The organism is Nonomuraea candida, assembly GCF_000725485.1.
GTDB lineage: Bacteria > Actinomycetota > Actinomycetes > Streptosporangiales > Streptosporangiaceae > Nonomuraea > Nonomuraea candida.
Genome location: NZ_JOAG01000052.1, coordinates 22,486 through 34,591 on the forward strand (window position 1 = coordinate 22,486; position 12,106 = coordinate 34,591).

The 12,106-nt window shown below is 73.3% G+C and carries 10 protein-coding genes; 4 read left to right on the forward strand and 6 right to left on the reverse strand.

What is annotated here, in order from left to right:
- The first annotated feature begins 14 nt into the window (after positions 1–14).
- The gene (locus IO39_RS36735) at positions 15–1,529 is read left to right on the forward strand and encodes an MDR family MFS transporter (protein WP_245642501.1); all 1,515 of its coding nucleotides are present in this window, start codon (positions 15–17) and stop codon (positions 1,527–1,529) included.
- A 232-nt stretch (positions 1,530–1,761) separates the two neighbouring features.
- On the opposite strand, the gene IO39_RS36740 is transcribed toward IO39_RS36735, so the two are convergent.
- Positions 1,762–2,568: an MBL fold metallo-hydrolase gene (locus tag IO39_RS36740; RefSeq protein ID WP_043633693.1), complete on the reverse strand. Its 807-nt coding sequence runs from the start codon at positions 2,566–2,568 to the stop codon at positions 1,762–1,764.
- 48 nt (positions 2,569–2,616) lie between these two features.
- Between IO39_RS36740 and IO39_RS36745 the strand changes: the two genes are divergently transcribed.
- On the forward strand, positions 2,617–3,027 hold the full coding sequence (locus IO39_RS36745; protein WP_043633695.1) for a MerR family transcriptional regulator: 411 nt from the start codon (positions 2,617–2,619) through the stop codon (positions 3,025–3,027).
- A 99-nt stretch (positions 3,028–3,126) separates the two neighbouring features.
- On the opposite strand, the gene IO39_RS36750 is transcribed toward IO39_RS36745, so the two are convergent.
- Positions 3,127–4,278: a winged helix DNA-binding domain-containing protein gene (locus tag IO39_RS36750; protein ID WP_043633697.1), complete on the reverse strand. Its 1,152-nt coding sequence runs from the start codon at positions 4,276–4,278 to the stop codon at positions 3,127–3,129.
- Positions 4,279–4,536: 258 nt separating this feature from the next.
- Between IO39_RS36750 and IO39_RS36755 the strand changes: the two genes are divergently transcribed.
- The gene (locus IO39_RS36755; RefSeq protein ID WP_043633699.1) at positions 4,537–5,109 is read left to right on the forward strand and encodes a hypothetical protein; all 573 of its coding nucleotides are present in this window, start codon (positions 4,537–4,539) and stop codon (positions 5,107–5,109) included.
- Positions 5,110–5,359: 250 nt separating this feature from the next.
- On the opposite strand, the gene IO39_RS36760 is transcribed toward IO39_RS36755, so the two are convergent.
- Entirely contained in the window at positions 5,360–6,634 is a 1,275-nt protein-coding gene (locus IO39_RS36760; RefSeq protein ID WP_052423836.1) for a serine hydrolase domain-containing protein, read from the reverse strand.
- 183 nt (positions 6,635–6,817) lie between these two features.
- Here IO39_RS36760 and IO39_RS58225 point away from each other — a divergent pair, with 183 nt between their 5' ends.
- The gene (locus tag IO39_RS58225) at positions 6,818–7,540 is read left to right on the forward strand and encodes a GbsR/MarR family transcriptional regulator (protein WP_043633701.1); all 723 of its coding nucleotides are present in this window, start codon (positions 6,818–6,820) and stop codon (positions 7,538–7,540) included.
- A gap of 300 nt (positions 7,541–7,840) precedes the next feature.
- Here IO39_RS58225 and IO39_RS36770 read toward each other — a convergent pair whose 3' ends face one another.
- Genes IO39_RS36770 through IO39_RS36780 form a run of 3 tightly spaced genes read right to left on the reverse strand, consistent with a single transcriptional unit; the run spans position 7,841 to position 12,033 of the window.
- The gene (locus tag IO39_RS36770) at positions 7,841–8,914 is read right to left on the reverse strand and encodes a saccharopine dehydrogenase NADP-binding domain-containing protein (RefSeq protein ID WP_043633704.1); all 1,074 of its coding nucleotides are present in this window, start codon (positions 8,912–8,914) and stop codon (positions 7,841–7,843) included.
- Positions 8,911–10,857 (reverse strand): phosphopantetheine-binding protein, encoded by a 1,947-nt coding sequence (locus IO39_RS36775; protein WP_043633707.1) that lies wholly within the window; start codon positions 10,855–10,857, stop codon positions 8,911–8,913. The genes IO39_RS36770 and IO39_RS36775 overlap by 4 nt, the downstream gene beginning before the upstream one ends.
- Positions 10,858–10,881: 24 nt before the next feature.
- A complete protein-coding gene (locus tag IO39_RS36780) occupies positions 10,882–12,033 on the reverse strand; it encodes a class I SAM-dependent methyltransferase (protein WP_052423838.1) in 1,152 nt (383 codons plus the stop codon).
- Positions 12,034–12,106 lie beyond the last annotated feature (73 nt).

The following is a 12,106-nucleotide window of genomic DNA, read 5'->3' on the forward strand; positions in this document are numbered from 1 at the left end:
TGAGCCGCCCCGTCATGAACCGGTCCCTCTACGTGGGCGTGTTCGGGCTGATGCTCGGCATGTTCCTGGCCATGCTGGACGGCCTCATCGTGGGCACCGCGCTGCCCACCATCGCCGGCGGGCTGGGCGGGCTGAGCCACCTGTCGTGGGTGGTCACCGCTTACCTGCTGGCCATGGCCGCCACCACCCCGCTCTGGGGCAAGCTGGGCGACCTCTACGGCCGCAAGGGCATGTTCATGACCTCGATCGCGATCTTCCTGGCCGGCTCCATGCTGGCCGGGCTGTCGGGGGACATCGGCCAGCTCATCGCCTTCCGCGCGCTGCAGGGGCTCGGGGCCGGCGGACTCATGGTGGGCGCGCTGTCGATCATCGGCGTGCTGGTCCCGCCCCGCGAGAGCGGCCGGGTCCAGTCGATGGTCGGGGTCATGATGCCGGTCGCCTTCATCGGCGGGCCGCTGCTCGGCGGCCTGCTGACGGACCAGCTGAGCTGGCGGTGGACCTTCTACGTGAACGTGCCCGTCGGCGCCGTGGCGCTGCTCGTGGTGGGGTTCGGGGTCCGGCTGAGGAGCGAGCGGGCCAAGGCCCGGATCGACTATCCCGGCGCCGTGCTGCTGACCGCCGCCATCGTGGCCCTGACGCTGGTCGCGAGCTGGGGCGGAGTGACCTACGCGTGGACGTCACCGATGGTTGTGGGCCTCGGGGCGGTGGCGGCCGCGTGCCTGGCGGCCTTCGTCGTGACCGAGCGGCGGGCCGAGGAGCCGATCATCCCGCCCCGGCTCTTCCGCGACCGGAACTTCACCCTGGCCCAGGTGCTCAGCTTCCTGTCGGGGGCCGTGATGATGGCGGTGACGTCGTACCTGCCGCTGTACATGCAGTTCGTCCAGGGCGTCACGCCGTCCGCCGGAGGGATGTTGCTGCTGCCGCTGATGTTCGGCATGCTCGCGGCGCAGCTCGCCACCGGCCGCCTGATCAGCCGCGACGGCCGCTACCGGCGCTACCCGATCCTCGGCGGCGCGGTGCTGGTCGCCGGCGCGCTCGCCCTGACACGACTGGACGTGAGCACGGGCACGACACTCGCCTCCGGGCTGACGGTGATCGCCGGGGTGGGCACCGGGCTGCTGATGCAGAGCACCATGCTGCTCACCCTCAACAGCGCCGAGCCGCGCGACATGGGCGCGGCCAGCGGGACCGTCACGCTGATGCGCACCATCGGCGGCTCCCTGGGGATCGCCCTGCTGGGCGCCGTCTACACCGGGCGGATGGAGGCCGGGCTGGCCTCCGCGCTCGCCTCCCAGGGGCTCGGGTCCGGGGCGGCCGGCCATCTGACGTCCGGCGAGCTGACTCCCGAGGCGATGCCCGCGATGAGCGGAGCACTGCGCGAGGCCGTGCGGGCCGGGGTCAGCTCGGGCATGCAGGGCGTGGCGGCCGGGGCGGTGGTGCTCGCGGCGCTCGCCTTCGCCGCCGCCTGGCTCGTCCGGGAGGTGCCCCTGCGCGAGAAGACGCCTTCACCGCAGAAGACCACTGTCTGAACGAATCGCGCCGAGCCCCTTGGTGGACGGCCGGGAAACGCCGCATCGCCGAGCTGGAACCGGGTTGCGGGCCATCCGGCCGGCGGTCGAGCTGATCCGGTGGAGACGGCTTCACTATCGGCCCATCACCATGAACCGCGGAGGAACGCCCGCTCAGGCCCGCAGCATGGCCCGCAGGTGGGTCGGTCAGGGGCGCTGAGCGCCGGTCGTCCCCGGGGCGGCCGGCGCTCGGTCACGTCCGGGCGCCGGTCAGGCGGGCCAGCTCCCACGGGTCGTGGGCGGAGAAGACGGTCACCTCGTCGCCGTGGTCGCGGATGAGTTCCCGCAGGCGGGCCTGGGTGCCGAGGCGCAGGTCGCGGTGGACCTCCGAACCGGTCTGCACGACGTCCAGCAGCGGGTGCGGCTCGGGTCGGTCCTGGAGTTCCCGGTGATAGTAGTAGGCGTCGCCGCAGTGCAGCAGCCACCGCTGCCCGTCGTGCACGGCGACGCCGGCGTGGCCCGCCGTGTGACCGCCGAGCGGGATCATCCGGATCTCCGGCGGCAGCCCCTGCGGCTGGATCGCGCCGAATCCGAACCAGTGGCCGTCGCCGCCGGCGTACGTGACCCAGTCGGGGCCGTGAGCCCAGTGGGCGGGGCGGTAGCGGAAACTGGGCGCCTCGGCCGTCGCGGCCTCCAGTTCGGCGGCGAGCACGTGGACGCGCGCGCCGGGGAAGTCGGGCAGGCCGCCGCAGTGGTCCACGTCGAGGTGGGTCACGATGACGTGGCGCACGTCGCCGGGCGAGTAGCCGAGCGCGGCGAGCCGGCGCACCGCCGTCTCGTCCTCGTCGAGCACGGGCTGCGCCAGCTGGACCCAGTCGGCGCCGAGGGTGTCGTCCGGGTTCCGTACGTCGTCGAGCCCGAGCCCGGTCTCGACGAGGACCAGCCCGGCGGAGTCGGTCTCGATCAGCAGGCAGTGGTTGACCGCGTGGGACGGCGGCGGGCCGTCGTAGGTCGCCTCGATGCGCCGTACGGATCCGCAGTTCAAGTGGTGGATCTTCATGGCGTCTAGACTGCTACTTGAAGCGCGATTCAAGTCAAGGAGGCGTCGATGCCCGAGGAGCTGCTCGACATCGCGGAGGTGGCGCAACGGTCCGGGCTGGCGCCGTCGGCGCTGCGCTACTACGAGAAGCAGGGCCTGATCGCCTCCACCGGCCGCAACGGCCTGCGCCGCACCTACCGCCCCGACGTCATGGACCGCCTGGACCTCATCATGTGCGCCCGCACGGCCGGTTTCGGCGTCGCCGAGATCCGCCGCTTCCTCGACGCCCGCCAGGACGACCCCGGCCTCCGCGAGCGCATGGCCGCGCGGGCCGCCGACCTGGACGAGCGCATCGCCCGGCTCACCCGCATGCGCGACAGCCTCGGCCACGCCGCCACCTGCACCCACGACCCTGTCGTCGAATGCCCCGAGTTCAAGCGCGCCCTTCGCGCGACCGGCCGCACTGTTCGGGCGAGGTAGACACGGCGGGCCCGGCCGAGGTGGACACGGCGGGCCCGGCCGAGGTGGACACGGCGGGCCCGGCCGAGGTGGACACGGCGGGCCCGGCCGAAGCCGTTCTCACGAGGATGCCAGCGCGCGTTCCAGCGGGGTGCGGAAGCGGGGAGTCACCCTGACCTCGCCGAGCCAGGCGGCCAGCCCGGCCGCCTCGGCCTCGATCGCGGCCCTGGCCTGCGCGCCCACGTCCTCCAGCAGGCGCCAGACGATCTCGCCGTCCGGCCGCTGCGCCCAGCCGCCCACGACCCGGCCGTCCCACCAGACGGTCGGCCCCACGTTGCCGCTGCGGTCGAACAGCTCGGCCCGGTGCTCACGCGGCAGGTACCAGTCGCGCGCCTGCCAGCCCATCGGCGTCGGGTCGAGCGCGGGCAGCAGCGCCGCCCACGGCTCGGGCGCCGCGACCGGCTCCTCGTCGCCGGGCAGCACGTAACCCACGCCCTCGTCCAGTTCCACGGCCACCGCGCCGGCGGCCGACAGCGCCCGGCGCACGTCCTTGAGCGTCCAGCCGGTCCACCACTTCAGGTCCGCCTCCGTGCCGGGACCGAACGCCGCCAGCCACCGGGTCACCAGCTCCGCCTGCGCCTCGTGCACGGCCAGTTCGGCCATCTCCGGCGCCAGGCCCCAGTAGTGCGTGCCGCTGACCCAGGTGCCGCCGGCGCGGGCCCGCCGTACCAGCAGGCCGTCCATCGCCATCAGCGCCAGCAGCCGCGAGCCGACGCTCACCACGCCCTCGTACGGCTTGCCCACGGCCACCCTGACCTGCTCGCGCAGCCGCGGCTCCAGCCTGCCCAGCTCGGCCGCCGTCGCGTCGCCCGAGTCCGCCAGCAGCCGCAGCACGGACGCCTCCACGTCCTTCAGCCGGGCCTCGTCCCAGCCGCCCTCGCCGAACGTCTTCAGCACCGACGCGCGCTCCCTGCGGGCGATGGCCAGCGCCGAGGAGTGGTGCACGACCGGCACCAGCTCCGCCGGCACCACGAACACCGTGCGACGCATGCCGGTCATGCGCACCAGCGTGCGGTCCGCGTACAGGGCCCGCTCGACCGGCTCGGGGCCGGGCGCCGCCAGGCGGGCGCCCGCTGACAGGAACACCGTCGCCGGGTCCGTGCCGTGCAGCGCCACCACGGCCGCCGCCGCCTCCTCGGGGGTGGCGGCCTTGCTCGCCAGCCGGTGCCGCACCCCGATCCGCGCCCGCCGCTGCACCTCAGAAATCCGCACAAACGCCCCCTTCTTCAGGGCGAGCCTAATCGCCGGATGACACCTCTGGAGCCAGGCCGGAGGGCGCCCGGGCCTCACCCGTACACAGGGCGCAGGCGGATGGTCGAAAGGCGTGGGAGCCGCAAGCCGCCCCGCAGCGTTCTGAACCCGTCCGCGAGGCGCACGGCGAGAGCGCGCAGGCGGTCGCCGGTGGAGCGAAGCTTCGCGTGGCTGGGCAGCGGAATGAACCTTTTGCGAGTTTGTGGCATCCAACCCGGCATGCACAAGATCCAGCGATTCGCCGCTCTGTCCGTGCTGCCCGTCGCCGCGGCGCTGATCGCGCTGCCGGCGCAGGCCGCCCAGCGGCCCGGTTGCCCGGTCCCGGCCCCGGCGGAGGAGAAGCGGTCACAGGCCGCCAAGACCGACAGGCCGCCCCGAGGCGCCGGCGCGATCAAGGGGGTTCGCGTCACGTACCTGCCGAAGGGGTTCACCTACGGTGGCGTCGTCGTCAACAGGCACGACGGCCTCACCGAGTACGGCTACCAGTGGCTCGACGACCGCAGCGAGGTCGACCCCAAGCAGCGGTCGTTGTGGGTGCGGGTGGTGTGCTGGCCCAAGGCGAGCAGGCTGGCCCAGCTCAAGAACGCGCCGTTCGAGCTGGGGACGTTCTCCGGCGAGACGAGGACCGTGCGGATCGGCTCCCGTCAGGTGCTGACCCAGGAGGGCGACGGCGCGCTGGGGAACGGGCGGTACGCGGGCTGGGTCGAGCGCAAGGGCGTCGTGGTCACCGTGATGGCCGGCCGGCCTCTCGTCCCCGAACTAGCGAAGATCATTAAGGGGATCCGGCTCTGACTCCGTTCGCCCGGACGCCTCGCACCACTGTCCCTTGACCGTCCGGCCGTGCCTTGACCGTCCGGCCGTGCCTTGACCGTCCGGCCGTCGCGGGCCGGGTCGGCATCACTGAAGCGTGTCCTGCGGATCTTTCGGCGTCCGTGCCTCTCGGGCCGGCCACGCCGTGCTCAATGAGCTCGGCGTGGCCCTTCTCACGCCGGCGCACGGCCGCAAGGGGTCTGTCTTCGAGGGGTACGGGTCCGGTGCTCGGCTACCGGGCCGGCTTGGCCCTGCCGGCCGGCCCGTCGCAGAAGACCTGCTTGAGCAGGTCGTCCCGCGCCTGGGGGAACGCCTCTGCCAGGTCGGGGGCGGTGTCGCCGTAAGTGATCGAGGCCGTCAGGGTCGTCTTGCCGTCGGGCGTGCCGTACAGCACCGACACGTAGCCTCCCGCGGTGCTGCCGTTGTGGTGGAGGACGGTGCCGCAGCCCGGGCCCAGGTCCTGCACGTATGTCCCGAGGCCGTAGCCGCCGAAGGGGCCGGCGCTCTTCGGGTGCGTCTTGCGCATCTCGGCCAGCAGCCTGGCCGGCAGGAGCTTGCCGCCGTTCAGAGCGGAGTAGAACGTGGCCAGGTCCTGCGTGGTCGAGATCATGTCACCGGCGGCGGCCGTCATGGAGGGGTTCTGGCGGGTGACGTCGATCACCTTCCACTGGCCGGCGTCGTCTTGGTAGCGGAAGTAGCCGTGGGGGTGCGGCCTGGGCAGCTCCGGCGAGGCGCCCGGCAGCACGGTGCCCCGCAGCTTGAGCGGGCCCAGGATCCGCCGCTTCATCTCCTCGGCCATCGAGTGGCCGCTGACCTTCTCGATCAGCAGCTGGGCCAGCGTGTAGCCGGTGTTGGAGTAGCTCCACTTCTCGCCCGGCGTGAACCGCAGCTCCTTGGACAGCCCGAACCGCACCAGCTCCTCCGGCTGGTAGGTCTTGAACCGGGCGTCCGCCCACTCCTTGCCCGTCGCCGGGATGCCCGGCTCGACCGACCCGTCAGGGCGGAACTCGCCGGTGTAGTTGTACAGCCCGCTGGTGTGCTGCAGCAGCATCCGCGACGTGATCCGCCGGTCCAGCTCGAACTCGGGCAGGTAGTCGGCCACCGGGGCGTCCAGCTTGATCTTGCCGTCGGCCACCAGTTGCAGCACCAGGGTCGCGACGAAGGGCTTGGTGCTGCTGCCGATGCGGAAGTGCCCGTTCGCCGGCGGTTCGGCCTTCGTGCCGAGCTTGCGCCGTCCGGCGCTGCCGGCCCACTCGCCACGCTCATCGTGCACGCGCGCCTGCACGCCGAGGAACCCGGCATCGACGATCGCCTGGACGGCCTTCTGCAGCTCCGGGCGGTTCTGCCCGGCGGCGGCCGTCGGCACGGCCCCGCCGTCCGCGGTGGCCACGGCGGGTGCGGCCGTCCCGGTCAGCAGCGCGGCCGCCAGCGCCGTGACCGCCACCGGCCGGAACGCCTTCGGCGTCCGGCCCGGGTTGTTCGTGACCCTGCGGGGGGATGCGCTCATAGGGGATCCTCGCTTCGCGATAGTACGTGTTCTGTGCATCCCGAAAGCTACGTTGCATTCGGCAGAGCGTCAATCTCAAGAAATGCGTTATCGCAGGTAGAGGTGGATAAATTGGCGCAACGACGCTGTCTCCGAAAGCGACACCGTGTTGCAATGAATGACGGCTAAGGCAACACTGGCGGCATGCCACGACGACGATTGACCCACCAGGAGCGCCGGCGCATCGCGGCCGGACTCGCCGACGGGCTCTCCTACCGCGAGATCGCCAGGCGGCTGGAGCGGCCGGCCTCGACGATCGCCCGGGAGATCGCCCGCAACGGCGGCCCCGCCGCATACCTGCCCCAGCAGGCGCACCAGGCGACGATCCAGCGGGCCAGGCGCGGCACGCCGGCATCCCCGCACAGGGCCACGCCGCCGCTCGCCGCGATGGAGCAGGAGATCATCGAGATGGCGGTCAGAGCGGGGATGCCGAGGACGGCCGCGCGCGTGCACCACGACCTGGCGCTGGCCGAGGACGGCAGGCGCACCGCGGCCGAGCTGGCCCGCCGGCTGAACGTCAGCCCGGCCTCCGTCTCCGTGGCCGTGAACTTCCTGGTCCAGCAGGGATACGCCCGTCGCGAGCGCGATCTCCGGCGCCGGCGCGCCATCTACGCGATCGACGACGGCGCCTGGTACCACGCCGTCGTGATCAGCAGGCAGCAGACCCTGGAGACGGTACGTGCCACGAGGGCGGTGGCCGAGACCTACGGGCTCGACGGCCCCGTCGGGCAACGGCTGGCCAAGACGGCGGCGTTCCTGGAACGCGTCAGCCTGGACATCATCGAGTCCGCCGACCGCTGGCGCCACCTCCTGACGCACCCGGCGCCAGGCCAAGAAGCACCGGGCCGCCCCGCCGGTCGCGGCTGAGGCCGCTCGCGACCGGTTCTGAGGCCGCTCGCGACCAGCGGGAACCGGCCCGCCGCGAGCAGGGCCACGAGAACGATGAACGCCCAGGGCGGCCGGAAGCCGCCCAAGCCCCGTTGCGGCTCTGGCTCCGGAGCCGGACCGCTCTCCGGGGCCGATCGATCCGCCGTGCTCGGCCGCGACCTCACTCTCTCCTCAACCGCACGCAGGTCCGCGGCGGCAGCCTGACCGGATGGTCTCCACACCTGCGCCCCCGGCGGTGAGCCATTCGTGGTGAACGGCAGGCCGGAGGCGCAGGTGTCCCTATTCGACAGTAAGACCTTCCACCAGCACGTCCTTCCGCAGAGCGGACGCGGTGGCGTCGGGGTCCAGCACTTCGGCCGCCAGGTGGACGCCGGCCGGTACGGAGCCGGACAGCACCGCGCGGGTGGCCAGCGCCATCACCACCCCGCTCAACGCGTAGGAGTCCACCGCTGTGAGCAGCACTCTCGTCGGCCCGGGCGGGGCGCCCGGACGGGGGCGCGCGGTGAACAGCATGACGTAGAAGGCGCCGAAGTCGGCGTTGTCCCGCAGGGAGGCGCGTACCACGGTCTCCGCGTGTGGTGCCAGTGTCTCGGGGCGGGCGTCCGGCACCTCGGCCCACGTCGCGGCCAGAGCCTCGGGGAGGCGGTTGGAGACGAAGACGTTGTAGGAGCGCACCTCGTCGGCCCCGGTGTCGGTGGCCAGGGTCTGCGCCTCGGTGGTGAGGTACGGCCAGGCGTGCACGGGCACCGGGAAGCCCGGCAGCCGCACCTGGTGCAGGGGGGCCAGCGTGCCGGGGGCCACCCGGCCCTCCCGCCAGGCCGCCATGGGCTCGCCGAACCTCGGCCCCCTGGTCAGCAACGCGTCCACGGCGGACAGCGGGGTGAAGACGGCGGCACCGCCCACGTACACGTCCAGGCGGCGCAGCGGGCGTCCCTTGGCCAGCAGCCGGGGCAGCAGGCCGGAAAGGCCGGGCATGACCCCGGCGGAGAACACCGCGGTCCGGTCACCGGCGACGCCCTCGCCGGTGAGCGCGTCCTTGGCGGCCAGCTCGCCGCCGATGTCCACGTAGTCGGCGCCGGCGGCGAAGGCGGCGCGGGCGACCGTGTCCAGCACCTGGTACGTGGGCCCCGCGCAGCTGACCACGATCCGGCAGCCGTCGCAGAAGGCGGCCAGCTCGGCCGGGTCGTTCAGGTCCGCCCGGACCGCGTGCGCGGGCGCGGGAAGCGAGGAGGCGAGGTCCGCGGCCCTCGTCAGGTTCCTGCCACCGACGCGGAGCGGCCCGAGGCCGTAGGCGGCGATACGCTGCGCGGCCGTGCGGCCGACCGCGCCGGTGGCGCCCAGGATCCCGATCACCGCTGGTCACCGAGGCGGGAGCGGACGACGGCGGCCACCCCTGCCACCGTGGAGTCGGACAGGAACTCGCGCACGGGCACGGAGACGCCGGCCTCCTTGGCGAGCCGCACGACCGCCCGCACCGCGAGCAGGGAGTCCCCGCCGAGGCCGAAGAAGTCGGCGGCCCGGTCGAGTACCGGCACCTCCAGGAGCTCCTCGAACACGTCGGCGACCGCCTGCTCCATATCGTCGGCCGGTGGCCCTTCCCGGTGGCGGACGGCCGGCTCGGGCAGCAGGCCGAGCCGCAGACCGGACGCCGGGCCGGGCTCGGTCTCCTCCGGCAGCCCGGGCAGCCGGTCCCAGCCGCTCCCGTCGGCGAGGGCGTCGACCAGCGCCACGAACTCGGCGAACGCCGCCGTCACCTGATCGGTGTCGAACAGCTCCTCGACCAGGGAGAAGACCGCCACCATCTCCGGGCCCAGCTCGAAGCAGCGGACTTCGATCGCCACCTGCGGCGTGCGCAGCTGGTGGAAGTAGTCGGAGGCGACCACCCGGCCAAGCGGTCCCGCCTCCTCCGGCGGCCCGCCGCCCATGGCCGCGTCCACGCCGAGCACGCTCTGGAAGACGACCGGCCCGACCGGCCGCCAGCTTCCGCGGCGGCGGGCCACCTCGCGCCCGACCTCGACCCCGGTGATCAGGTTGTGGGCGGCGTGCTCGCCGGAGGTCGCCTGCACGGTGGCGGCGAGTTCGGCGAACGTGGCCTCGGCGGCCAGGTCGAGGGGGAGCAGCATGGTCGCGGCGAAGGCGCCCACCACGCGTTGCACCTCGGGGTGGATCGGCAGCCGGTTGAGCTGGAGGGAGTTCAGCAACATCCGGCGGTGCCCGGCCCAGCGGGCCAGCACCACGCCGAACGCCGTCAGCATGGCGGTGGACGGGGTCACGCCCCGGTCGGTGCACTGCCGGCGCAGCGCCGCCCAGCTCTCGGCGCGCCAGCGGTGTTCACGGTTGCCCATGGTGACCGGCCGCACCTCCTGCGGGTCGGCGGCCAGCGGCAGCGCCGGCGGTCCCGGCAGCGTGTCGAGCCGGGACCACCACCAGTCCCGGTCGGCCTGCCATGCCTCGGTGGCGGGCAGGTCGGCGAGCGAGGTGACGTAGTCGCCGAAGTGGATGTCCAGGGGCGGCAGGGCGGCGTTCCAGTCGGCGACGAAGGCGAGCAGGTCGCGGCTGAGCACGCTGGACGACCAGCCGTCGAAGATCAGCAGGCTCAGGCCGAGGTGCAACCGGCCCTCGTCCCCGGGCAGCAGCGTGAGCCGGACGTCGATGCCGGGGCCGCGGGTGGGGTCGGGACCGCTGGTGCTCATCTCCTGCCGTACGTCGCGCAGCGCGGTGGCGATCTCGGCCGGGCCGGCCTCGCGCAGGTCGTACACCCGGACCTGGGGCACCGCGCCGGGCGCGTCGGCGGGCAGGACGTGCTGGCGGCCGTCGGGGGTGACCCGGGCCCGCAGCGTGGGCTGGTGAGTGGCGAGCCGTCCGACCGCGTCCGCCAGGGCGTCGGCGGCCTCGTCGCCGTCCACGCCGGTCAGCGCGTAGTCGAGGTAGTAGTGGGCCGAGTCGTAGGACAGTTCCCAGCCGTCCTGCTGGCCGACGAAGTAGCCCTGCTGGAGGGGGAGCAGGGGGAACTCGGCGTGCGGGTCGGGGCGCGGCGTGACGGTGAGCGGCAGCGCCCTGGTCGCGGGCGCGCCGCCGGAGGTGTGCCGGCGTACGAGCTCGGCCAGGTCGTCCAGCGTGGTCTCGACCCGCACGTCCGACAGGGCGAGCGCGACGCCGAGCCGCTTGCGGACCAGCGCCGACATGCGGACGGCCAGCACGGAGTCGCCGCCCAGGCGCAGGAACCCGACGTCGTGCGGGATCTCGCCGGGCGGCAGGCCGAGCAGCTCCGACCAGATCTCGGCCAGTTCCTTCATACGTGTACTCCCATGGTCGAGTGATCAGCGGGTGGCGACGAACAGGCGCTGCGACAGCGCGGTCAGCGGGTCCGCGGGGCGGGGCAGGTCCACCTCGACCCGCAGCCCGCCGCCTTCCAGCGCGCTCAGCCATTCCTCGCGGCTGAGGTAGGTACGGGTGGTGCCGGCCCGGCCGTCGAGCCGGCGCGGCGGCCCGTCGTGAGTGGACAGGGCGAACGGCATCGAGGTGAGCGACTGGGGGTGCTCGCGGACGGTCTCGATGAGCAGCACCCGGCCGCCGGGGGCCAGCAACGCGGCGGCCCGGCCGAGCAGGCGGCCGACGTGCGGGGCGTTGTGCGCCATGGTCGCCGCGACGATCAGGTCCAGCTCGTCCGGGCGGCGTGGCAGGTCGTGGGCGATGTCGAGCAGGGCGTAGCGCAGGAATCCGGCGTCGAAGCGGCGGCGCGCGGTGTCGAGGAAGAACGGTGACAGGTCGGTGAACAGGTAGAACTCGACCGGCCTGCCCGCCAGCGCCGGCAGCAGGTCGGCGGTGGTGGCGCCGATGCCGGCGCCCAGCTCCAGGATGCGCAGCGGCCGGGTGGAACGCCCGGCCAGATCCCTGATCACCTCGGCCGCGGCGGCATTGAGGTAGCGGCTGATCAGGTTGCCGCGGTAGACGGCCTCGGCGGTGGCGGGCTCGCCGTCCGGGTAGAGCAGTGCCTGCACGCCGACCTCGTCGCTCAGCAGGGACGGCAGCAGGCGCAGGGAGCGCAGCATGAGTTCGGCCAGCTCGGCTGGATAGCCGAGCGCCAGCCGCGCGGCTTCCATGCGGGTGCGGGCGGTGACGAGCTCGGCGCGGCGGGGGGCGTGCAGGTCGTGGAAGCGGCCTGCGGCGTCCCTGCCGACCAGGCCGGCTTCGTGGAGCGCGCCCAGCCAGTGGCCGGCGATCCAGCGGTGCCGCGGTGCGGCTCCGAGATCGCCCGCGATGGTGTCGGCCTCGTGCGCCGGGTCCTGGCCCGGCCCGGCGGGCAGGCCGGCCGCGCTCCGGCCCAGACGGCTGTGCCGGTGCAGGTGGGCCGAGAGGCCGAGCAGGATCAATCGATCCAGGTCAGCGACGGCTCCGGCCGTGCCGCTCAGGTCGGCACCGGCGATGGCAGCGTGCCCCGCGCCGTCGGCACGGTCGTTCAACGGCGACATGAGGCGAGATCGTACGAAATAACGGTAATCATTTTCAAGATCTAGACAAATCGGCGAAGATGTGTCGCAATGA

Excerpts from the sequence above, each read along its gene's own strand:
- IO39_RS36735 (WP_245642501.1), top strand. The coding sequence starts at position 15 with ATGAACCGGTCCCTCTACGTGGGCGTGTTCGGGCTGATGCTCGGCATG.
- IO39_RS36740 (WP_043633693.1), bottom strand. The coding sequence starts at position 2,568 with ATGAAGATCCACCACTTGAACTGCGGATCCGTACGGCGCATCGAGGCG.
- IO39_RS36745 (WP_043633695.1), top strand. The coding sequence starts at position 2,617 with ATGCCCGAGGAGCTGCTCGACATCGCGGAGGTGGCGCAACGGTCCGGG.
- IO39_RS36755 (WP_043633699.1), top strand. The coding sequence starts at position 4,537 with ATGCACAAGATCCAGCGATTCGCCGCTCTGTCCGTGCTGCCCGTCGCC.
- IO39_RS36760 (WP_052423836.1), bottom strand. The coding sequence starts at position 6,634 with ATGAGCGCATCCCCCCGCAGGGTCACGAACAACCCGGGCCGGACGCCG.
- IO39_RS58225 (WP_043633701.1), top strand. The coding sequence starts at position 6,818 with ATGCCACGACGACGATTGACCCACCAGGAGCGCCGGCGCATCGCGGCC.
- IO39_RS36775 (WP_043633707.1), bottom strand. The coding sequence starts at position 10,857 with ATGAAGGAACTGGCCGAGATCTGGTCGGAGCTGCTCGGCCTGCCGCCC.
- IO39_RS36780 (WP_052423838.1), bottom strand. The coding sequence starts at position 12,033 with ATGTCGCCGTTGAACGACCGTGCCGACGGCGCGGGGCACGCTGCCATC.